This is a genomic window from Microbispora sp. ZYX-F-249 (assembly GCF_039649665.1).
Taxonomy (GTDB): domain Bacteria; phylum Actinomycetota; class Actinomycetes; order Streptosporangiales; family Streptosporangiaceae; genus Microbispora; species Microbispora maris.
The window spans coordinates 1-21,956 of the sequence record NZ_JBDJAW010000017.1 but is presented as its reverse complement, the minus strand read 5'-3'; the positions used below and the strand labels follow the sequence as shown (position 1 = coordinate 21,956).

At 73.0% G+C, this 21,956-nt stretch carries 15 protein-coding genes; 12 read left to right on the top strand and 3 right to left on the bottom strand.

Going from position 1 to position 21,956, the window contains the following annotated elements:
• Positions 1 to 79: 79 nt before the first annotated feature.
• Positions 80 to 268: a hypothetical protein gene (locus tag AAH991_RS20945; protein ID WP_346227558.1), complete on the bottom strand. Its 189-nt coding sequence runs from the start codon at positions 266 to 268 to the stop codon at positions 80 to 82.
• A 386-nt stretch (positions 269 to 654) separates the two neighbouring features.
• Between AAH991_RS20945 and uraH the strand changes: the two genes are divergently transcribed.
• From uraH to AAH991_RS20885, 12 genes are all read left to right on the top strand, one after another.
• Positions 655 to 993, top strand: coding sequence for a hydroxyisourate hydrolase (gene uraH, locus AAH991_RS20940; protein WP_346227557.1), 339 nt, complete (start codon positions 655 to 657; stop codon positions 991 to 993).
• Positions 994 to 1,024: 31 nt separating this feature from the next.
• Complete coding sequence (locus AAH991_RS20935) at positions 1,025 to 2,773, top strand: 2-isopropylmalate synthase (protein ID WP_346227556.1); 1,749 nt, start codon at positions 1,025 to 1,027, stop codon at positions 2,771 to 2,773.
• Between the two features lie 24 nt (positions 2,774 to 2,797).
• On the top strand, positions 2,798 to 5,575 hold the full coding sequence (locus AAH991_RS20930; RefSeq protein WP_346227555.1) for a helix-turn-helix transcriptional regulator: 2,778 nt from the start codon (positions 2,798 to 2,800) through the stop codon (positions 5,573 to 5,575).
• Between the two features lie 81 nt (positions 5,576 to 5,656).
• A complete protein-coding gene (locus AAH991_RS20925; RefSeq protein WP_346227554.1) occupies positions 5,657 to 5,962 on the top strand; it encodes an acyl-CoA carboxylase epsilon subunit in 306 nt (101 codons plus the stop codon).
• Positions 5,963 to 6,077: 115 nt separating this feature from the next.
• On the top strand, positions 6,078 to 7,064 hold the full coding sequence (locus tag AAH991_RS20920) for a DUF1702 family protein (protein ID WP_346227553.1): 987 nt from the start codon (positions 6,078 to 6,080) through the stop codon (positions 7,062 to 7,064).
• 286 nt (positions 7,065 to 7,350) lie between these two features.
• Positions 7,351 to 8,331 carry a DUF1702 family protein gene (locus tag AAH991_RS20915; RefSeq protein WP_346227552.1) on the top strand — a complete coding sequence of 327 codons (981 nt, stop codon included), beginning with the start codon at positions 7,351 to 7,353 and terminating at the stop codon, positions 8,329 to 8,331.
• Positions 8,328 to 10,295, top strand: coding sequence for a CRTAC1 family protein (locus AAH991_RS20910; protein ID WP_346227551.1), 1,968 nt, complete (start codon positions 8,328 to 8,330; stop codon positions 10,293 to 10,295). Before AAH991_RS20915 ends, AAH991_RS20910 begins: the two co-directional genes overlap by 4 nt.
• 6 nt (positions 10,296 to 10,301) lie before the next feature.
• Positions 10,302 to 11,312, top strand: coding sequence for an enediyne biosynthesis protein (locus AAH991_RS20905; RefSeq protein ID WP_346227550.1), 1,011 nt, complete (start codon positions 10,302 to 10,304; stop codon positions 11,310 to 11,312).
• Complete coding sequence (locus tag AAH991_RS20900) at positions 11,309 to 17,107, top strand: type I polyketide synthase (RefSeq protein ID WP_346227549.1); 5,799 nt, start codon at positions 11,309 to 11,311, stop codon at positions 17,105 to 17,107. Before AAH991_RS20905 ends, AAH991_RS20900 begins: the two co-directional genes overlap by 4 nt.
• Positions 17,104 to 17,550 carry an acyl-CoA thioesterase gene (locus AAH991_RS20895; RefSeq protein ID WP_346227548.1) on the top strand — a complete coding sequence of 149 codons (447 nt, stop codon included), beginning with the start codon at positions 17,104 to 17,106 and terminating at the stop codon, positions 17,548 to 17,550. Before AAH991_RS20900 ends, AAH991_RS20895 begins: the two co-directional genes overlap by 4 nt.
• On the top strand, positions 17,547 to 18,086 hold the full coding sequence (locus AAH991_RS20890) for a flavin reductase family protein (protein ID WP_346227547.1): 540 nt from the start codon (positions 17,547 to 17,549) through the stop codon (positions 18,084 to 18,086). The genes AAH991_RS20895 and AAH991_RS20890 overlap by 4 nt, the downstream gene beginning before the upstream one ends.
• A complete protein-coding gene (locus AAH991_RS20885) occupies positions 18,083 to 19,513 on the top strand; it encodes a cytochrome P450 (RefSeq protein ID WP_346227546.1) in 1,431 nt (476 codons plus the stop codon). The genes AAH991_RS20890 and AAH991_RS20885 overlap by 4 nt, the downstream gene beginning before the upstream one ends.
• Before the next feature lie 192 nt (positions 19,514 to 19,705).
• On the opposite strand, the gene AAH991_RS20880 is transcribed toward AAH991_RS20885, so the two are convergent.
• Together AAH991_RS20880 and AAH991_RS20875 are read right to left on the bottom strand one after the other, a co-directional pair.
• Positions 19,706 to 20,482 carry a helix-turn-helix domain-containing protein gene (locus tag AAH991_RS20880; RefSeq protein WP_346227545.1) on the bottom strand — a complete coding sequence of 259 codons (777 nt, stop codon included), beginning with the start codon at positions 20,480 to 20,482 and terminating at the stop codon, positions 19,706 to 19,708.
• Positions 20,483 to 20,711: 229 nt separating this feature from the next.
• A complete protein-coding gene (locus AAH991_RS20875; RefSeq protein WP_346227544.1) occupies positions 20,712 to 21,527 on the bottom strand; it encodes a metallophosphoesterase family protein in 816 nt (271 codons plus the stop codon).
• Positions 21,528 to 21,956 lie beyond the last annotated feature (429 nt).

Genomic DNA, 21,956 nt, shown 5'->3' with positions numbered 1-21,956 from the left:
ACAAGGCCGGAGCGGCCGGAGATCCGTGGATCTCCGGCCGCTCCGGGCCCTCCATCGCCGGTCCCGCCGGCGGCTTGAATCAGTCCCAGGGGTTCACGTGGGTGGTGGTCGGGGTGGGGGTGGGAGTCGAGGCCGGCGTCACGCCGCCGCTCGCGTGGGCCGGGGCCGCCGACACCGCCGAGGCGACCACGCCTACGGACGCCGCGGCCGTGAGCGAGATGAAGACGGAGACGGCGAGTCGCTTGACGATGCTGGTCCTGGCGGCCACTGGTTACCTCCACCTGTCGCGGCGCTCGTTGCGCCGATCGGCTGACGGGATCGACGTTCATCGACCACGCCATCCGGGCCTTATCGCCGTGCTGTCAGGCAGCCATCAGCGCAGGTGGAAGCGGTGGAAGCCGGGTTTCGCGGCGGCCGTGGGGGACGGCGGGCGGGCCGCTCGCCGTACGCCGCCGCCCGTCCGGCGCGAGACGGCCGCCGCGCCGGATGCCGAGGCGATAACCGGGCGATGCCGGGCCGATAGCGGGGCGCGGCAATCTGTGGAACAGCCCGGGCGGCGCCTGCGTGAGGCCGGCGGTGTCCGGGCCGACCAGGACCGACAAGACGACGGCGTGACGCCGGGCCGGCAAGGGCCCGGGATTGTGTGGCGAAGAGATGAACGTTGCTCTGCACGTGCTGGACGGCACATACGGCCGGCCGGCCGCGGGTGTTCGGGTGCGGCTCGAACGCATCGAGAACGGCCTCTGGCTGACGGAGGTCAAAGCGGAGACCGACCACGAGGGGCGAATCGCCGAATGGCGCGCTCACCGATTCGAGCGCGGATTGCACCGAATCGTGTTCGAGACCGACCCCTACTTCGTCGGACTGGGTCTCACCGCCGCGTACCCCGAGATCTCGGCCATGTTCCGGATGCACGACGATGCCGACACCTACCAGGTGCGGGTTCTGCTCTCGCCGTTTTCGTACTCCGTCTATTTCGGCTCGCACAGCTGAGGCGTATTCGCCCGCAGAAAAGGAATCGACTGTGAAGATCAGACGCTACAGCGGATCCGCGCGGGTTCCTCTCGACGGGCGCGCGTGGCCGGACGCGGTCGTCGAGGCGGCGCCGCGCTGGCTGTCCACCGACCTCCGCGACGGCAACCAGTCGCTGGCCGAGCCGATGACGCCCGCCCGGAAGCTCATGATGTTCGACCTCCTGGTGGACATGGGCTACAAGGAGATCGAGGTCGGCTTCCCCGCGGCCAGCAAGGACGACTACGACTTCGTCCGGATGCTCGTCGAGCGCGACCTGATTCCCGGCGACGTACGGATCTCCGTTCTCACGCAGGCCAGGGACGAGCTGATCGAGCGCACGGTCGCGAGCCTGGAGGGCGCGCCGCGCGCCACCGTCCACCTCTACGCCGCGACCTCGCCGCTGTTCCGCGGCCTGGTGTTCGGGATGAGCCGCGACGAGTGCAAGGACCTCGCGGTCCGGGGAACGCGGCTCGTGATGAAGTACGCCGAGCGGACGCTGGACGGTTGCGACCTCGGCTACCAGTTCTCGCCCGAGCACTTCAACGACACCGAGCCGGAATTCGCGCTGGAGGTCTGCGAGGCGGTCATGGACGTCTGGCAGCCGGAGGCCGGCCGCGAGATCATCCTGAACTTCCCCACGACCGTCGAGCGCGCGACGCCGAACGTCTTCGCCGACCAGATCGAGTGGATGCACCGCAACCTCTCCCGGCGCGAGCACGTGTGCCTCTCGGTGCACCCGCACAACGACCGGGGAACCGGCGTCGCCACGGCGGAGCTGGCCGTCATGGCGGGCGCCGACCGGGTCGAGGGCTGCCTGTTCGGCAACGGGGAGCGGGCGGGCAACGTGTGCCTGGTCACGCTGGGACTCAACCTCGCCACGCAGGGAGTGGACCCCGGCGTCGACTTCTCCGACCTCGACCGCGTGCGCCGCACGGTCGAGCACTGCACGGGAGTGCCGGTCCATCCACGGCACCCCTACGGCGGGTCCCTCGTCTACACCGCGTTCTCCGGGTCCCACCAGGACGCCATCAAGAAGGGCTTCGACGCCCTGGAGCGGGAGGCCGCCCACGCCGGGACCGGCACGGACGACCTGAAGTGGCAGGTGCCCTACCTGCCGCTGGACCCGCAGGAGGTGGGCCGGACGTACGAGGCCGTGGTGCGGATCAACAGCCAGTCGGGCAAGGGCGGCCTGGCCTACGTCATGAGCGCGCGGCACGGGCTCGATCTTCCGCGCGGCCTGCGGGCCGACTTCGCCCGCCGGGTGCAGGCGCTGGCGGACGCGGACGGCGGGGAGCTGACGCCCGAGCGGCTCCTGGAGGTCTTCGAGCGCGAGTACATGCGGCCCGGAGGGCCGATGCCGCCGGCCGTGGAGGCACGCGGGACGGTCACCCTGCACATCGCCGCCGGGTGGTCGCGTACCGGTCCGGCGGGGACGGACGCGGTCCCGGCGGTGCGCGCGGCGCTCGCCCGCCACGGCCTGCGGGTGAGTGCCGTCCACCACGTCCGCCCGGCGGGCGGCGCGGGCGCGGCGGGCCGGGGCGACGCCGCCGTGTACGCCGAGTACCGGACGGACGGCGCCTGCCACTGGGGGGCCGGGATCGATGGGGACGTCGTGAAGGCCGCACTCGCCGCGGTGCGCTCCGCCGCCGGCCGGGCTTCGCGGCACCGGCCGCCCGCATGGGGCGACGGCGAGGTAACGGGACGGCGCCACTGGCGCCACGACGCCGGGCGGACCCGGCGGGTGACGATCGGACGGTGACCGATGGAAGGCGGGGAGACGGCGATGACCATGGTCGAACGCGAAGCGGAACTGGCGCTGCTCGAGGCCCTCCTCGCCGGCGCGGTCATGGGCAGGGGCAGGGTCGCCCTGGTCGACGGCGCCGTGGCGACCGGCAAGAGCATGCTGCTGCACACGTTCGCGGAGCAGGCCATCGAGCTGGGCGCGCTGGCCGTCAGCGCGACGGGCTCGCCGCTGGAGCGGGACATGCCGCTGGGTGTGCTGCGCCAGCTGGTCGAGGACGCGCCCTTGATGCCGCAGGAGCGGGAGCGGGCACTGTCCCTGCTGGACGAGGGCGTGCGCGCGGTCAAGGCCGGCGACGTGGACGGCCGCCCGCGGCTGGACGCCCAGCTCGTCTCCGCCCTCTGCGGCGTCCTGCTCGAGCTGTCCGAGCGATGCCCTCTGGTGCTCGTCGTCGACGACGTCCACCACGCCGACGCCGCCTCCCTGCTCTGCCTCGCCTATCTGGCGCGCCGGCTGCGGCTCGCCCGGATCGTGGCCGTGTTCGGCCATTCGGACCAGGCGCGGCACACCGACACGTACTTCCAGACCGAACTGCTGCGTCAGCCGCACTGCCGCCGTGTCAAGCTCACCCGGCTGTCCCGGTCCGGGGTGGTCGCGATGGTGGCCCGCCAGGTGGGCCGGGAGCCCGCGGAGCGGCTCGCCGACGAGTGGTACGCGCACAGCGGCGGCAACCCCCTCCTGGTCACCGCGCTGGCCGAGGACTACGCGGAGCTCGCCCGTTCGGCGCAGCAGCAGCCGCCGGCCGCGGTGGTGGCCGGCGAGCAGTACGGCAGGGCCGTGCTGGCCTGCCTGGACCGTGGGGATCCCCGCACCGCCCGGGTGGCCCGCGGGCTGGCGGTGCTCGGCGATCCCGGCTCCCTGGACCGGCTGCTCGGCATCCCGGCGACGGACGTGAGCAGGGACCTGCACGCCCTGACCGCCACCGGGCTGACCTCGCTCGGCACGTTCCGGCACGAGGCCGCGCGGCAGGCGGTGGTGGCCGCGATGGACGCCGAGGAGCGGGCGGAGCTGCACCGGCGCGCGGCGGAGCTGTCCTACGGCGCCGGCGCCTCCCCGGGCGTGGTCGCGCGGCACCTGCTTGAGGCGGGGCGGGTCGACGCGCCGTGGGGCGTCGACGTGCTGCAGGAGGCGGCCAGGAGCGCCCTGCGGGCGGGGCAGGTGGACACCGCGGTCGGTTACCTGCGGCTCGCGTCGCAGGTGTGCGCCGACGAGACGCGGCGCGCCAAGATCATGACGTTGCTCGTGCGCGCGGAGTGGCGGATCAACCCGGCCGCGCCCGCCGGGCGCCTCGCGCAGCTCGCCGAGGCGATGCACCGGGGCAGCCTGCGGGGGAGCGACGCCGTCGTGCTGGCCCGGGCCCTGCTGTGGCACGGCCGCGTGGACGACGCGCGCGACGTGCTCGATCAGGTGCACGAGCTGGGCGGGTCCGCCGACCCGGAGACGCTCGCCGAGCTCCTGGTGGCGCGGCTGTGGCTGCGCGCGGCCTATCCCCCCTTCCTGGCCGGGCTGCGGGAGGCCCCGGGGGAGGCGGGGCTGGCGGGCATCGTCTCGGTCTCGGCGAGCCGGCGGCTGGAGTCGGCGCTCGCCCTCGCGGAGGTGCTCGCGCAGGGACCGCGCGAGGAGCACGCCGACGCCGTGGAGCGCATCCTCGAGGGCTCCGGCCTCGAGGAGATGTCGCTGGACACGATCGAGAACTCGCTGCTGACGCTGGTCTACGCCGGACGCTCCGACCGGGCGGTCCCGTGGTGCGACCTGTTCGCCGCCGAGGCGACGGCGCGGCAGGCGCCCAGCAGGAGGGCCAGGCTCGCGGCCATCCGGGCCGAGATAGCCGTACGCCGCGGGGACATGCCGGCCGCCGAGCGGCACGCGCGCTCCGCGCTGAAGATCATTCCGGTGAGCGGCTGGGGCGTCGCGGTCGGCGGGCCGCTGGGCGTCCTCATCCTGGCCCTGACCGCGATGGGCAGGTACGAAGCGGTGCGCGAGGCTCTGGACGTGCCCGTCCCCGATGCGATGTTCCAGACCCGGTACGGCCTGCACTACCTGCACGCGCGGGGCCGCCACAGCCTGGCGACCGGCTACCCGGCGCTCGCGCTGCGCGACTTCCAGCGCTGCGGCGACCTGATGCGGGAGTGGAACCTGGACACCCCGGGGCTGATTCCCTGGCGGGCCGAGGCCGCCGAGGCGTGCCTGCGCATGGGCCAGGTGGAGGAGGCGGGCGAGCTCGCCCGGGCCCAGCTGGACGGCGGCGTGCCGGACGACCCGCGGGGCAGGGGAGTCGCCCTCCGGGTGCTGGCCGCCACGCTCGCCCCGGCGGCCCGCCCGCCACTGCTGCGCCAGGCGACGGGATGCCTGCAGGCCGCGGGCGACGCGTACGAGCTGGGCCGCGCGCTGGCCGACCTGGTGGAGACCTACGAGGCGCTCGGTGAGTACCGCCGGGCCAGGACCGTCTCCGCGCGGGTGCGGGCCGTGGCGGCGGAGTGCGGCGCCCCGGCGCCGGACGCGGCGCCGTCCCCGGCGGGCGACGCGGAGGTCGCGCCCCGCCCGCCGGCCGCCGAGCCGGTCGGCGCGCTGAGCGACGCCGAGCGGAGGGTCGCGTCCCTGGCCGCGGCCGGTTACACCAACCGCGAGATCGCGACCAGGCTCTACATCACGGTCAGCACCGTCGAGCAGCACCTCACCCGGACCTATCGCAAGCTCGGCATCACGCGCCGGGCCGATCTGCCGCTCGTGCTGGAGTTCGACGACCAGGCCGCGATCTGAGCCGCGATCTAACCCCCGGCGGGCATCCAGGAAGTTGCCCGCCGCCGCCGCCGGATGTGACCGTCGAGACGGGAGGCGGACGTGGAGGACAGCGTGGCCGAGAGCGTGCCGGACGAGACAGGCCTGATCGTCGTACGCGGTGACCCGACACCCGAGGAACTGGCGGCGGTCGTCGCGGTGATCGCCGCCGTCGCCGCCAGGGCCGGGGACGAGGAACCGGAGCCCGGGCCGGAACCCGCCTCACCGTGGTCCGCGCCGTGGTCCGCGCCGTGGTCCGCTCCCCGGCCGTCGCCGTGGACGGCCCTCTCCTGGCCCGTGCCGCGCCCCCGGCCGGCCGCCCGTGGCGCGGGGTCTTCTCCGAATGTGCGCTGGCAGCGGAATGCCTGAGGAAGCGCCGGATGTCCGATCGATCGCGCACTTTGCGAAAAGCCGGAATTGTTCCGCGGACGCATGCTGATAAAAGTCCGGTCCGCCGGGAGGCGCCACTAGTGAGAGGTGTGGCATGTCGACGTTGTCCGGTTCGCTCCGCAGGCTTTTTCTGGCCCCGTCCCTGTTCGATGTGACCTTCGCCGCGCGGGGATTTCCGGGTTCCCCCTCCGCGGTCACGCAGCGGCTGGAGCGGATCCCGCAGTCCGTCGTCTGCGGGTTCGAATGGGGGATCGACACCCGTGACCAGTGGGAGCTCGAGCGCAGGCTGAGCATGGTCGAGCCGGAGCTGCGCGGCTTCGCCTACGAGGGCGCGACGATGGCGTGCACGGTGCTCGACGCCATGGGCGGCGGGCGCGGCCACCGCACCCGCGACCTGCTGCTCGGGCCCGGGCAGCCGCACATCTTCCTCACCTACATCGGCATCGGCTTCGCCATGGCCCGGCTGCCCCGCGTCCTGTGGCGCAAGGTCATGCCGGACCTCGGCGGCTCGCCGTACTACCCGACGATGAGCTGGCTGGCGGTGGACGGCTACGGCTTCGACCGCGCCTACTTCGACACCCGCCGCTGGGTGGACGAGCAGCGGGTGCCCGCGCCCTACTCCTGGGAGGGCTCGCCCGGCTACTTCCTGCGGGCCGTCGACCAGGGCATCGGGCGGGCGCTGTGGTTCATCCACGGCGCCCGGGTGCGCGACGTCGCCACCGCCGTGAGCCGTTTCGCGAGCCACCGGCAGGCGGACCTGTGGAGCGGGGTGGGGCTGGCCGCCACGTTCGCCGGCGGCTGCGACGCGGACGCGCTGGCCGTGCTGCTCGGGGAGGCGGGCGGGCACGGTCCCGAGGTGGCCCAGGGATCGGTGTTCGCGGCCAAGGCGCGCGGCTACGCCGGATTCGTGCCGGAGCACACCGAGGTCGCCACCGCCGCCCTCGCGGGACTGTCCGTACGGGACGCGGTCGCGCTCGCCGACGACAGCGAGGTCGCCCCGGACGCGTCCGGCGCGGTGCCGGCCTACGAGCTGTGGCGGGGCCGGGTGCGCGCGCACTTCGCCGGCCGCCTCGTGGGCTGAGCCCGCTGAGCTGAGCCCGGTGGCCTGAGCCCGGTGGCCTGAGCCTGCTGAGCCGCGGCCGGCGGGGCGGAGTCGCGGCCCGCGGTTCCGCGCGCGACCGGCCGCGCGAATACCTGCCCGATTCTCGCGTGTGCGAGAACGAAATCACTCGTGAGCGATTCTTTCGGCGTGCCCGGAAATGCCGGAGAAACGGGCACTTTTGAAGTGGCCCGGCTCGAAGCGATATGCGTGAATAACTTCATGATTGTCCGTACTTAAGGGATAGTCCGGAGGGCGGTAGAGGCAATTGACGAGTTTTCTGCGGTCACTGAGGCGCCGGATCATGACTCCGAACGTCTCGGAGACGAAGCTCGCCACGCGGGGTTTCCACGTGAAGAGCGCGGAGTCCCGGGACCTGCTCGAGACAGTCGGTGAGACCTTCCTCAAGGGTTACGCGTACGCGATGGAGGCGTGCACGGTCGAGGAGGCGGAGGCCCGCCTGGAGCAGGTGCCCACCCGCTTCCGTGGCTTCGCCTACGAGGGCGCCGGCATGGCCTTCGCCATCCTCGACGCGACGCCGTTCGGCGGCGGGCGGATCGAGGAGTTCCTCGCCGGGCGCGGCGGCCGGCACATCTACATGGTCTACGTCGGCATCGGCTGGGCGATGGCCCGCCTGCCGCGGTTCCTGTGGCCGAAGGCCGAGTCGCTCGACCCGGTGCTGCGCTGGCTGGCGCTGGACGGCTACGGCTTCCACCAGGCCTACTTCCGCACCGATCAGTACGTCCACGGCCAGTACCGCGACCCGGCCTTCCCCTGGCCGGCGGACGCGACGCGGCCGTACGCCAACCGTGCGATCGACCAGGGCATCGGCCGCGCGATCTGGTTCGTCGCCGGGACCGACGCGGAGCGGTGCGCGGACCTGATCGACCGGTTCGACCCGTCGCGGCACGCCGACATGTACGCGGGCGCCGGCCTGGCCGCCACCTACGCCGGCGGCGCGGCCGAGGAGGAGCTGCTGACGCTGCGCGACCGGGCGGGCGAGCACCGCCCGCTCCTCGCCCAGGGCGCCGCCTTCGCCGCCGAGGCGCGGGTGCGGGCCGGTCTGGTCGTGCCGCACACCCGCCTGGCCACCGAGATCCTCTGCGGCCTGCCCGAGGACCGGGCCGCCGAGGTCACCCAGACGGTCCGCCCGCCGCAGCCGCTGCGCGACGGCGACCCGCCCGCCTACGAGCTGTGGCGTCAGTGCATCGCCAACGAATTCGTCTCCCTTGGAGGTGTTATCCAGTGACCGCGACACTTGGCTGGCTGCGCAGGCAGCTGGCGGGGATCGTGGCGCTCGTGCTGGTCGCGACCGCCTTCCTGATCGCCCGTCTGCCCTCGTACTCGGCCGCGCAGACGGCGGAGACGGCGAGCAAGTACGCCTTCGAACCGCTGTCGGTGTCCCTGCCGAGCGGCTACACCCAGCAGTCGATCCGCAAGGTCAACAAGGACTACACGCACATCGACGCCTGGATCTCCTCGGTCGGGGCGGCGATCGCGATGAACGACCTCGACGGCGACGGGCTGTCCAACGACCTGTGCCTCGTCGACACCCGCATCGACCAGGTCGTGGTCACGCCGACGCCGGGCGCCAAGTCGGAGCGGTACGCCCCGTTCGCGCTGAACCCGGCCCCGCTGCCGGTCAACGACCACATGGCGCCGATGGGCTGCGTCCCCGGCGACTACAACGAGGACGGCCGGCTCGACCTGCTCGTCTACATGTGGGGCCGCACGCCCATCCTCTACCTCGCCAAGACGGGCGCGAAGGGGCTGTCGGCCGAGACGTACAAGCCGGTCGAGCTGGTGCAGGGCGTGAACGTCACCAACGGCGAGTACACCGGCCCGCAGTGGAACAGCAACGCCGCGACCGTGGCCGACTTCGACGGCGACGGGCACGACGACATCTTCATCGGCAACTACTTCGCCGATGGACCGGTGCTCGACCCCACCGTCTCCGGCGGCGTGCACATGAACCACTCCATGTCGAACGGCCACAACGGCGGCGAGAACTACTTCTTCCGCTGGACCGGGGCCAAGAGCGGCGACAAGCCGGCGGCGACCTACCAGAAGTTCGACGACGTGCTGCCCGAGGAGGTGTCGAGGGGCTGGGAGCTCGGCGCGGCCGCCAACGACCTCGACGGCGACCTGCTGCCCGAGCTGTACCTGGCCAACGACTTCGGCCCCGACCGGATGCTGTACAACCGCTCCACCCCGGGACAGTTCAAGTTCTCCCTGGTCGAGGGCGTCCGCTCGGCCTTCGTCCCCAAGTCGAAGAGCGTGGGCCACGACTCCTTCAAGGGCATGGGCGTCGACTTCGGCGACCTCAACCACGACGGCATCTACGACATGTTCGTCAGCAACATCACCACCTCCTGGGGCATCGAGGAGAGCAACTTCCAGTTCGTCGCCGACGTGAAGAACCAGAGCGAGCTGCGCGAGAAGTTCCGCGAGGGCGTGGCGCCGTACCGCGACGAGAGCGCGCCCGCGCAGACCGCGTGGTCCGGCTGGGGCTGGGACGTCAAGATCGAGGACTTCAACAACAGCGGTGAGCCGGCCATCGCCCAGGCGACCGGCTTCGTCAAGGGTCAGATCGACCGCTGGCCGCAGCTCCAGGAGCTGGCCACGGCCAACGACCAGATGCTGCAGAACCCCACCTGGTGGCCGAACGCCACCGCCGGGGACGACATCGCGGGCAACCAGACGCTGCACTTCTTCGCCAAGGGCCCCGAGGGCCGCTACATCGACCTCGCCCCGAAGCTCGGTCTCGCCGTGCCGGTGCCGACCCGCGGCATCGCGACCGGCGACGCCGACGGCGACGGCCGCCTGGACTTCGCCGTCGCCCGCCAGTGGGACGCGCCGATCTTCTACCACAACCAGAGCCCGTCGCAGGGCGCGTACCTCGGGCTGCGCCTGACCCGCGACGAGAAGCCCGCCGACGGCGCGCTGCCCGCGGCCGGCTCGCCGGTGACCGGTGCGCAGGTCTGCGTCATGACCCCCGACGGCCGGACGTTCATCAGCCGGGTCGACGGCAGCAGCGGTCACTCCGGCCGCCGCACCACCGACGTGCACATCGGCCTCGGCCAGAACATCACGGGACCCGTGAAGGTGCGCCTGCAGTGGCGCGACCGCACCGGACAGGTGCGCGAACAGGATCTCCAGCTCACCCCGGGCTGGCACTCGCTCAAGCTCGGCCGGCAGGCCAAGGAGAAGTGATCGGACATGGCTGAGAAAACGCCCGTCGCGGGGCCGCGCCACGACCCCAAGGTGGTCACCGCGCTGCGCAACTTCGCGATCTCGATTTCGGTCTTCAACATCGTCGGCTACACGATCCTCGGCTTCGAGCAGCCCTGGCTGTGGCCCTTCATCGCCCTGGCCACCGGGTACGCCACGGAGATCGGCCTGGAGTGGATCGGCTCGCGGGCCGAGGGACGGCCCCCGCGGTACAAGGGCAACGGCCTGCGCGGCCTGGTGGAGTTCCTCTACCCGGCGCACATCACGAGCCTGGCCATGAACATGCTCACCTACGTCAACGACCAGGTCCTCGTGCTGCTGTTCGGCGTCGTGGTGGCGGTCGGCGCCAAGTGGGTGCTGCGGGCCCCGGTCAAGGGCCGCCTACGCCACTTCATGAACCCGTCGAACTTCGGCATCGCCGTCATCCTGCTGGTCTTCCCCTGGGCCAGCATCGCCCCGCCGTACCACTTCACCGAGAACGTCGACACCTGGATCGACTGGCTGGTGCCCGGGATCATCATCCTCGGCGGCACGATGCTCAACGGCAAGCTCACCGGCCGGATGCCGCTGATCTTCGGCTGGGTCGGCGCCTTCGCCCTCCAGGCGATCCTGCGCGGCGTCTTCTTCGGCACCTCGATCCCCGCCGCCCTCGCCATGATGACCGGCGTCGCGTTCATCCTGTTCACCAACTACATGATCACCGACCCCGGCACGACGCCGTCGAAGCCCGGCTCCCAGGTCGCCTTCGGCGCCGGGGTCGCCCTCCTGTACGGCCTGCTCACCGCCGTCCACATCTCGTACGCGCTGTTCTTCGCCACCGCCGGCGTGTGCGCGATCCGCGGCGGCTTCTTCTGGGCGCTGCACTTCGTGAACAAGGCGCGCCAGCAGGCCCAGGCCCCGGCTCCGGCCCCCGGGCCGGCCATCTCGGCCCACACGCCCGCGCCGGTCATCGTCACCGGCCCGGTCTCGGTCAACGGCAAAGAGGCGGCGTCGGTATGAGCACGACCAGGATCGCCATCGTCGGCATGGCCTGCCGATATCCCGACGCCGCGTCGCCGCGGGAGCTGTGGGAGAACGCCCTGGCGGGCCGGCGCGCCTTCCGCAGGCTTCCGGACGAGCGGATGCGGCTGGAGGACTACTGGGACCCCGACCCGTCGACGCCCGACCGGTTCTACGCACGCACCGCCGCCGTCATCGAGGGCTACGAGTTCGACCGGCTCGGCTACCGCATCGCCGGCAGCACCTACCGCTCGACCGACCTGACGCACTGGCTCGCCCTCGACATGGCGGGCCGTGCGCTGGCCGACGCGGGCTTCCCCGAAGGGGAGGGGCTGCCGCGCGAGCGCACCGGCGTCGTCGTCGGCAACACGCTGACCGGTGAGTTCACCCGCGCCAACATCATGCGCCTGCGCTGGCCGTACGTCCGCCGCACCGTCGCGGCGACGCTGAAGGAGCAGGGCTGGGACGACGAGCGGCTGGCCGGGTTCCTCGCGGACCTGGAGGCCACCTACAAGAGCCCGTTCCCGGAGGTGGACGAGGACACCCTCGCGGGCGGCCTGTCGAACACCATCGCGGGGCGCATCTGCAACCACTTCGACCTCAACGGCGGCGGTTACACCGTCGACGGCGCCTGCTCCTCCTCGCTGCTGTCGGTGACGACGGCGTGCAAGGCGCTGCTCGACGGCGACCTCGACGTCGCGGTCGCCGGCGGGGTCGACCTGTCCATCGACCCCTTCGAGATCATCGGCTTCGCGAAGACCGGCGCGCTGGCCAAGGGCGAGATGCGACTGTACGACCGGCACTCCAACGGCTTCTGGCCCGGCGAGGGCTGCGGCATGGTCGTGCTGATGCGCGAGTCCGACGCCGTCGAGGCCGGTCGCCGGATCTACGCCGTCATCGCCGGCTGGGGCATCTCCTCCGACGGCAGGGGCGGCATGACCAGGCCCGAGGTGAGCGGCTACCGGCTGGCCCTGCGCCGCGCGTACGAGCGCGCCGGGTTCGGCATCGAGACGGTCGGGCTGTTCGAGGGCCACGGCACGGGAACCGCCGTGGGCGACGCGACCGAGCTCACCGCGCTGTCGGAGGCCAGGACGGACGCGGGCGCCGCGGCGGCGCCCGCCGCCGTCACCTCGATCAAGGGGATGATCGGGCACGCCAAGGCCGCGGCGGGGGTGGCCGGACTGATCAAGACCGTGATGGCGGTCCACGAGCAGGTCCTGCCGCCCGCGATCGGCTGCGTCGAGCCGCACGAGATCCTGGCCCGGGAGGGGGCCCCGCTGCGCGCGCTGCGCAAGGCGGAGCCCTGGCCGCAGGACGTCCCGGTCAGGGCCGGCGTCACGGCCATGGGCTTCGGCGGCATCAACACCCACGTGGTGCTGGAGAAGTCCGGCCCGCGGCGGCGGGTGCTGCCCGCCCGCACCAGGACCCTGGCCGCCTCGCTGCAGGACGCGGAGCTGCTGCTGGCCGACGCCGCCTCGCCGCAGGCGCTGCGCGACCGGGTCGCCGAGCTGGCCGAGTTCGCGTCCCGGCTGTCCTACGCCCAGCTCGCCGACCTCGCGGTCACCCTGCAGCGGGAACTGCGGGACCTGCCGTACCGGGCTGCGGTCGTGGTCTCGTCTCCGGAGGACGCCGAGCGGCAGCTGCGGCGGGTGCTGACCGCGCTGGACGGCGGGGAGACCCGCCTGTTCGCCTCCGACGGCAAGGCCTTCCTCGGCCACGCCGAGGGCCCCGGCCGGATCGGGTACCTGTTCCCCGGCCAGGGCTCCGGCCGGGGCACCAGCGGCGGTGCGCTGCGCCGCCGGTTCGCCGAGGTCGAGGAGATCTACACGCGGGCGGCGCTGCCGGCGTCGGGGGACATGGTGGCCACCGCGGTCGCCCAGCCCCGCATCGTCACCGGGTCGATGGCCGGGCTGCGCGCGCTGTCCCTGCTCGGCCTGGAGGCGGACGTCGCCGTCGGCCACAGCCTGGGCGAGCTGTCGGCGCTGCAGTGGGCCGGCGCCGTGGACGAGGACGCGCTCCTCGACCTGGCCGCCGCCCGGGGCCGGGCCATGACCGAGCACAGCTCGTCGGGCACCATGGCGGGCATCCGCGCGAACCCGCAGGTCGTGGGGGACCTGATCGCCGGACTGCCGGTCGTGATCTCCGGATACAACGGCCCCGGCCAGACCGTCGTCGCCGGTCCGGTCGACGCGGTGGAGGAGGTCGGGCGCCGGGCCTCCGACGCGGGCCTGAACTGGACCCGGCTGGCGGTGTCGCACGCCTTCCACTCGCCGCTGGTCGCGCCCGCGGCCGAGGCGTTCGACGTGCGGCTGGCCGAGGAGGAGTTCGCCCCGCTGGAGCGGCGGATCGTCTCCACGGTCACCGGCGAGGACCTGCCCCGCGGCGCGGACCTGCGGGCGCTGCTGCGCCGGCAGATCACCGAACCGGTGCGGTTCACCCAGGCGGTCGAGCGGGCGGCCAAGGACATCGACCTGTTCGTCGAGGTCGGCCCCGGCCGGGTGCTCGCCGGTCTCGCGGCGGCCGCCACGGACGTGCCCGCGGTGGCGCTCGACACCGACGCCGAGTCGCTGGCCGGGCTGCTGCGGGTGGCGGGCGCGGCGTGGGTCGTCGGCGCCCCCGTCCTCCTGGAGGACCTCTTCCACGGCCGGCTGGTCCGGCCCCTGGAGGTCGGCGCGAGTTTCAGCTTCTTCGCCAGTCCGGCCGAGCAGGCGCCGACGGTCAAGATCGCCAAGCGCGCGGGCGGGGCGGACCGGGCCCCGGCCGCCACCCCGCCCGCCGCGGCGAGCCCGGCCGCGGCCGGGGGCGCGACGTCGAGCATCGACCTGCTGCGGCAGCTCGCCGCCGAGCGCGCCGAGCTCCCGCTGGAGATGGTGCGCGAGGACAGCAGGCCGCTGGACGAGCTGCACCTCAGCTCGGTCACCGTGATGCACATCATCGACCAGGCCGTGCAGCGCCTGGGCGTGCCCGCGGCGCAGGCGCCCACCAACCTCGCCACGGCGAGCCTGCGCGAGCTGGCCGAGGCGCTCGACCGGCTCACCGAGGACCCGCAGGCGCAGCCCGGGGGAGGGCCGGCCGCCGTGGCCGGCGCCGCCCCCTGGACCAGGGCCTTCGCGGTCGACCTCGACGAGGTGCCGCTCGCGCCCAGGGCGGGCGCCGAGGAGAACGGCGCGTGGCAGGTGTACGCGGCCGGGTCCGTCCCGATCGCCGAGCCGCTGCGCCGGGCGCTTGAGGAGGGCGGCGTCGGGTCCGGCGTGCTGGTCTGCCTGCCCGGCGACTGCGCCGAGGAGCACGTCGAGCAGGCGCTGCTGGGGGCCAAGGCGGCCCTCGCCGGCCCGCCCGGCACCCGGTTCGTCCTGGTGCAGGGGGACCGGGGCGCGGCCGGGCTCGCCAAGACGCTGCATTTGGAGGCGCCGCACCTGCGCACCACCGTCGTCCACACCCCCGCCGTGCCCGAGGCGGCCGGCCGGGTGGTGGCGGAGGTGGCGGCGACCACCGGCTTCGCGGAGGCGTACTACGACGCCGACGGCGTGCGCCGCGTGCCCACGCTGCGCTCCCTGCCGGTCCGGCCGGCCACGACGCGGCAGCCGCTCGGCTCCGGCGACGTGCTGCTGGTGACCGGCGGCGGCAAGGGCATCACCGCGGAGTGCGCGCTGGCGGTGGCCGGGGACAGCGGCGCGAAGCTGGCCGTGCTCGGCCGCTCCGACCCGGCCGCGGACGGTGAGCTCGCCGCCAACCTCCGGCGGATGGAGGAGGCCGGCGTGACCGTGCGGTACGCCAGGGCCGACGTCACCGACGCCGGGCAGGTACGCCGCGGGATCGCCGAGCTGGAGGCGGAGCTGGGGCCGGTGACGGCCGTCCTGCACGGCGCCGGCCGCAACGAGCCGGCCGGCCTGGCGAGCCTCGACCAGGCCGCCTTCGCGCGCACCTTCGCGCCGAAGGTCGGCGGGCTGCGCAACGTGCTCGACGCGGTGGACCCCGGCCGCCTGCGGCTGCTGGTCACCTTCGGCAGCATCATCGGCCGGGCCGGCCTGCACGGCGAGGCGCACTACGCCACGGCCAACGAGTGGCTGGCCGAGCTCACCCGGGAGGTCGCCGTCACGCATCCGGGCTGCCACGCCGTCTGCATGGAGTGGTCGGTCTGGTCGGACGTCGGCATGGGCGAGCGGCTTTCGGTGGTCGAGGGGCTGACCCGCAAGGGCATCGACCCGATCATCCCCGAGCAGGGCGTGGAGATCATGCGCAGGCTGGTCGCCGACCCCGAGGCGCCCGCCGTCGTGGTGATCAGCGGACGTACCGAGGGGATCGGCACCGTCCGCAGGGACGAGCCGCCGCTGCCGCTGCTGCGCTTCGTCGACAGGCCGCTGGTCCGCTACCACGGGGTGGAGCTCGTCACCGAGGTCGAGGTCAACTCGGGCAGCGACCTCTACCTCGCCGACCACCTCCTCGACGGCAACCTGCTGTTCCCCGCGGTCTTCGGCATGGAGGCCATGGCCCAGGTGACGTTCGCGGCCACCGGGCGGCCGGAGGTGCCGGTCATCGAGGAGGCGCGGTTCCTGCGGCCGATCGTGGTGCCGCCGTCCGGGAGCACCACGCTCCGCATCGCCGTCACCGTCACCGGCGACGACACGGCCGAGGCGGCGATCCGCAGCTCCGACACCGGCTTCGAGGTCGACCACTTCCGGGCCCGCCTGCGCCTCACCGGCGAGGCGGCGGCGGACGGGCCGCCCGACCAGGTCGGCGCCGGACTGCCCGTGGTCACGCTGGACCCGGCGAGCGAGATGTACGGGAACGTGCTGTTCCAGGGCGAGCGGTTCCACCGCCTGCGCCGCTACCATCGGGCCGCCGCCCGCCACGTCGACGCGGACGTCGCGGCGCTGGCCGACGGGGACTGGTTCGCCCGGTACCTGCCGGACACCCTGCTCCTCGGCGACCCGGGCATGCGGGACGCCCTCATGCACGGCAACCAGGTCTGCGTGCCGGACGCGACGCTGCTCCCCGTGGGCATCGAGCGGGTCCGGCCCGGCGGCCCGGCGCTCGCGGAGGCGGGGGAACTGCGCTACTGCGCCACCGAGCGCTCGCGCGAGGGCGACACCTACGTCTACGACATCGCCGTACGCGACGCGAGCGGCACGGTCGTGGAGCGGTGGGACGGGCTGACCCTGCAGGCCGTGCGGAAGAAGGACGGCGGCGCGGGCCCGTGGGTGGCTCCGCTGCTGGGCTCCTACCTCGAACGCACCCTGGAGGACCTGGCCGGCACGCGGGTGGCCGTGGTGGTCGAGCCCGCGGGCGCGGCGGACGGCGCGGTGGAGCGCCGGGACCGCGCGGTCGTGGGGCTGGGCCGGGCGCTGGGTCACCCGGTCGAGGTCCGGTTCGGCGACGGAGGCGAGCCGGAGATCGACGGCGGCCCGGCGGTGTCGGTGGCCCACACGACCGGTGTGACTCTGTGCGTCGCCGCGGAAGGCCCGCTGAGCTGCGAGGTCGCCGAGGTGACCGAGCGCGGGGAACCGGAGTGGCGGGAGGCCCTCGGGCCGGTCGCGGAGGTCGCCGAACGGATCGCCGCCCGCACGGGTGAGCGGTTCGGCGTCGCCGCCGCGCGGATCGAGGCGGGCCGGGCGTGCCTGCGGCGGGCCGGCCTCGCGCAGGACACGGCCCTCGCCCCGGCCGACGGCGCACCGGGCGGGTGGGCGGTCCTCACCGGCGACGGCGTGCGGATCGCGACGCTCGTCACGACGCTGCGCGGCCTGCCCCTGCCGATAGTGATCGCAGTGCTCACCGAAGGGCGGCCGCAGGCATGAGCGACTACTACGAATACCGCCACACGGTCGGGTTCGAGGAGACCAACCTCGTCGGGAACGTCTACTACGTCAACTACCTGCGCTGGCAGGGACGCTGCCGGGAGATGTTCCTCAAGCAGCGGGCGCCCGAGGTGCTCGCCGACATGCAGGACGACCTGAAGCTGTTCACGCTGAAGGTGGACTGCGAGTTCTTCGCCGAGATCACCGCGTTCGACGAGCTGTCCGTCCGGATGCGGCTGGTCGACCTCGCCCAGACCCAAGTCGAGTTCAGCTTCGACTACGTGCGGCTGAACCCGGAGGGCGGGGAGACGCTGGTGGCCCGCGGCAGGCAGCGCGTGGCCTGCATGCGCGGGCCGAACACCCGCACCTCGCCCGCCCGAGTCCCCGAGGCACTGGTCCGGGCGCTCGAACCCTACGCGCCCAACCTCAGGAGGTCAGCGTGACAATCGACCAGTCCGTGACACCCCTTCAGTTGCACGACACCAAGGCGCTGCGGCGCGCGTTCGGCGAGTTCGCCACCGGCGTCACCGTCGTCACGACGGGGGGTTCCGCGCCGCACGCCATGACCGCCAACTCCTTCGCCTCGGTCTCCCTCGACCCGCCGCTCGTGCTGGTCTGCATCGACCGGGCCGCGGTGATGCACCAGTGCCTCAGCATGACGGCCTTCTTCGGCGTCTCGGTGCTGGCGGCGGATCAGGAGAGCGAGGCGAGGCACTTCGCCAACCGCTACCGGGCGCTCGGCGCGGCGCAGTTCGAGGGTGTGGACTGGCTGCCCGGAGAGGTCACCGGCGTGCCGCTGATCGCGGGCACGGTCGCCCGGTTCGAGTGCGAACTGTGGCGCACCTACGACGGCGGGGACCACACCATCTTCATCGGGAAGGTGCTGTCCATGGAGCAGCAGACCGACCGTCAGGGCCTGCTGGTCTACCGGGGCCAGTTCCAGGAGCTCGCCGCCGATCCGCGGGGAGTCCCGGCATGAGCACGACGGGCCGGCGCGTGGCGTTCGCGCCGGCCCCGCCGTCCCGGGCCGCCCGCTGGTCGCCGCTCTCCCGGCCGTCCCGGTCCACCCGGCCGGCCGGGGGCGGCGCGACGCCGCCCGGTCCCCCGCCCACCGCCGCGCCGCGGCTGTTCCTCCGGCTGGTACGCGACCGGCTGGGGCTGCTCAGCTCGGCCGCGGCCGAGTACGGCGACGCGGTGCGGCTGTCCATCGGCCCCAAGAGCATCTACCTGTTCAACCACCCGGATCACGCCAAGCACGTGCTGGCCGACAACAGCGCCGCCTACCACAAGGGCATCGGGCTCAGGGAGGCCAGGCGGGTCATCGGGGACGGGCTGCTGACCAGCGAGGGCGAGCTGTGGCGCGCCCAGCGCAGGACGATCCAGCCGATGTTCCAGAACAGGCGGATCGCCCGCCAGGACACCGTGATCGCCGAGGAGGCGGCGCGCCTGGTGGAGCGGCTGCGGGCCCGGGTGGGCGGGCCCCCGGTCGACATGGCGGAGGAGATGACGCGGCTCGCCCTCGGCGTGCTCGGCCGCACCCTGCTCGACGCCGACCTCGACGCCTTCCACTCGATCGGGCACTCGTTCGAGGGCGTCCAGGACCAGGCGATGTTCGAGATGGTGACGCTGAGCATGGTGCCCCTGTGGCTGCCGCTGCCCCATCACCTGCGATTCCGCCGCGCCAGGCGGGCCCTGTACCGGGTGGCCGACCGCCTGGTGACCTCCCGCCGGGGCGACGGGGACGACGTCGTGACACGGCTGCTCGCGGCGCCACGGCCCGCCGGGCCCCGCGCCGCGCGGCAGCGGATGCGCGAGGAACTGGTCACGTTGCTGCTCGCCGGCCACGAGACGACGGCCAGCACGATGTCGTGGGCCTTCCATCTGCTGGACCGGCATCCGGCGGTGCGGGAGCGGCTGCACGCCGAGGCCGTGGAGGTCCTGGGCGACCGGCTTCCGGTCTACGAGGACCTGCACCGGCTCAAGTACACCGCGATGGTGCTCGAGGAGGTCATGCGCCTGTACCCGCCGGTGTGGGCGCTGACCCGGGTGGCCGTACAGGACGACGAGGTCGGCGGCTACCACGTGCCCGCGGGGGCGGATGTGATGATCAGCCCCTACACGCTGCACCGGCACCCCGAGTACTGGACCGACCCGGACCGGTTCGACCCGGACCGGTTCGACCCCGCGGGCGCGTCCGGCCGGCCCAGGTACGCCTACATCCCGTTCGGCGCCGGGCCGCGGTTCTGCGTCGGCAACCACCTGGGGATGATGGAGGCCACGTTCGTCCTCGCCATGGTCGCCCGCGACCTCCGCCTGGCCGGGGTGCCCGGCCGTCCCGCCGTCCCCGAGGCGATGCTGTCCCTGCGGGTCCGCGGCGGGCTGCCGATGACCGTCCACCGGGCCTGACCGGGGACAGGCGACCCGGAAAAGCAATCGGGCGGTGACCTCCGGTCACCGCCCGATTCGTCGTCCGCGTCGTTCGTCGTCCACGTCACCTCTTCCCACGCCGGTCGCGTCTCCTCCGGCGGCCTCTTCGGCAGGCCTCTTCTGCGGATCCGGCCGGCAGGCCCGGTCAGCAGGCCCGGTCAGCAGGCCCGGTCAGCAGGCCTGGTCCTGGACGCTCATGGGCGACAGAAGGTCGCGCAGGGCCAGCAGGACCGGAGGGTCGAGCGGGCGCATCGGACGGAGCCGGACGTCGGCGCGGACGTCGGACGGGTACGACCCGTCGCCGGCCCGCACCGTGATCGGCCCGTGGCACGCGATGCACTGGGATTCGTCGTCGCCCCGGGCGGGCCCGAACGCGTCCTCGTGACCGGGAGCGACGGACTGCGCGATCAGGTGCCAGCGGCCCGCGGGCACGTCCCGCAGCTCGAACGGCCCCGGCCGATCGAGCACGGTGTAGCTCACCGGGCGGCCGCCGAGTATCCGTTCGGGGAACAGCCCGGCGAAGACCGGCCGTGCGGGGAGCGGAGAGGAGATCTCACCCCGGATCGTGGCCGTCGAGGCGCCGGTCGCGCGCTCGCTCGCGAGCAGTTGCGGCGTGACGCTCCCGAGCACGCGGTACCTGCTCGGGGACAGGCCGACACTGCTGGTGAACCGCGAGCTGAAGGTGCCGACGCTCGAGTAGCCCACCTGGTGGCTGATGTTCGTCACGCTCATGGCCGTGGAGGCGAGCAGCCTCTTGGCCTCCCTGAGCCGTACGGCCGACAGGAAACGCCCGGGGGACAGCCCGGTCACCCGCTGGAAGACGCGGGAGAAGTGAAACTTGCTGAACATCGCGACTCGAGCCATGTCGTCGATCGTGATGGGCTCGCCCAGGTTCTCGTGCATATTCTCGATCACCCTGAGCGCGGCCCGCTCGATGACGTCGTCCATTAATCCTCCCGATTTCCGGAGGCATCTGGTGAGCAACCCTGGATCGGATCGGCGGTGCGAAAGGCCGGATGCCGTAGTGCGGTTTTCGTGTCGAAGGCGGCTGACGCGGCGCTCACTGTGACCGCCGCCGGCCGCTGCCGGTGGTGCTCCGATTACTGTTCGTGGTCGCCGCCCGCCGTGGCGGGACGCCGGCCGGGGTTCGGGTCACGCCGCCGGGCGCCAGGGGGCGCTACCGGGGCGCGGGGAGTATCTGACGGAGCGGCGGCCACGCCTGACGGTGGCGCCGCTCGCGCGGATAGCCGAGCGAGACCTCCTCGAACCGCACTCCGTCGTGCCAGGTCGTCCGAGGGATGTGCAGGTGGCCGTACACCACCGCCGCCGCCTGGTAGCGCAGGTGCCAGTCGGCCGTGTGCTCCGTGCCGCACCACTGGGCGAACACCTGATGGCGCAGTATCCGGGTGTGCTCACGAAGCAGCGGGAAGTGGTTGACCAGGATGGTCGGCAGGGTGGGGTCGCGGGCGTCGAGCCGCGCCTCGGTCTCCCGCAGGCGGGCGCGGCACCAGGCCTCACGGCTGGGGTGGGGGTCCGGGCTCAGCAGGATCTCGTCGGTGCAGACGACGCCCAGACGGTACGCCTGGGCGAGCGACTCCTCCTTCGTGGTGTGCGGATCGCGGAAGCTGTAGTCGTAGAGCAGGAAGAGCGGAACCACGGTCGCCGGCCCGCCCGCTCCGGTCCACACCGCGTACGGATCCTCGGGCGTGAGCACCCCGATCCGGCGGCAGACCTGGACGAGCTTGCGGTACCGCTCCTCGCCGCGCGCGCGGTCCGGGTCGCCCGGCGTGGTCCACAGTTCGTGGTTGCCGGGTGCCCAGATCACGGTGGCGAAGCGGTCCTTCAGCAGGCCGAGCGCCCACTCGACGTCGTGGACACGCTCGGCGACGTCACCGGCGACCAGGAGCCAGTCGCCGGCCGCGCCGGGGCGCAGGGATTCCACGAGTGCCCGGTTCTCGGCATGGGAGACGTGGAGGTCGCTTATCGCGAGCAACCTTCCACTACTCCTACGCTGACCGGTCACGCCGAAATCGTAAGCGCGCACCAGTTGGCCGGGAATCGTTTGGGGCGATTATAGGACCCCAGTTTCTGAATAAGGGGCGGCTGTCCGAAATAGGGGTTGTGATTCCAGGTTTGCCGGGGTCGTTTCGGGTGCCGGCGAGCACCGCCGCCGCCCGCGGCGCTTTCCCGCCCACACATGGAACCACCCTCCTCGGCCGTGGCGGAGGAGGGCGGTTCCAGTGATCGGTCGACGGGGATCGGATTGTTCGGAGTCCGGGTCGATGGACGGGGTTACTTGATGGACGGGGTTACTTGATGGACAGGGCTACGTGAATTGATGGACGGGGGTTACTTGAAGGAGATCGGGACGGCGCCGCCGTCGAAGGTGGCGTTGAAGACGCCGATCACGCAGGCGGTGGCC